Genomic DNA, 733 nt, shown 5'->3' on the forward strand with positions numbered 1-733 from the left:
CGTGCATTCTCTCTCGGCGGGATAACAGGTATCGCGCCTTTTTCAGTTATTTCTGCATAGCAGCGGCGGCTATCATAAGCACCATCAGCGCTCACTCTATCTATACGCCGACGTAATGGTCTTATCAAATCTTGGAGGGTCTCGCCGTCGGTGACGTTACTGAGCGTCATTTGCGCCCCCACAATATCATGCGTGTTGGCATCCACCGCAAGGTGCAGTTTTCGCCACTTTTTTCTTGCCTTTACGTGGTGCTTCTGTGCATGCCATTCACCTTCGCCAAACACCTTAAGTCCTGTGCTATCAACTACAATATCTACAAATCCAGTGGTGCGGACTTTACTGCGAAATTTAATATTCAACTCAGCACTGCGCTTACACAGACAACTGTAGGTTGGGGCTTCAAGCGGAAGCTTCATCAAAGATAATACCGATTGTGTGAACCCTTGTAGTGCCCTGAACGACAAGCCAAAGACAGCTTTGAGTGTTAAGCAAGTTTCAATAGCAAGATCAGAGAAATGATTAGAGCGGCCACGCCCGCCGTGAGTACATTCGTTATACCAATGACGCGTTGCTTTTTCGTCAAACCAGAAGCGAATATTACCGCGGTTAACGAGGGCTTGATTATAGTGAGACCAGTTTGTGATTTTGCTCATTGTTGTTGCACGGGCTAGTAGGATATAGATGATCTGATCACAGGCTGGCAAGATAGTTCAAACTTTTAGGAAACAACGCC

Annotated in this window: 1 protein-coding gene; it reads right to left on the reverse strand. The window is 46.8% G+C overall.

The annotated features are described in order from the left end of the window. Nucleotides 1-653, reverse strand: a 653-nt coding sequence (locus JIG41_RS05365) for an IS5 family transposase (protein WP_199524374.1), incomplete at its 3' end; no start/stop codon positions are given. Between the last annotated feature and the right edge of the window lie 80 nt (nucleotides 654-733).

It is taken from the genome of Pseudoalteromonas sp. bablab_jr011 (assembly GCF_016464045.1).
Classification (GTDB): Bacteria; Pseudomonadota; Gammaproteobacteria; order Enterobacterales; family Alteromonadaceae; genus Pseudoalteromonas; species Pseudoalteromonas lipolytica.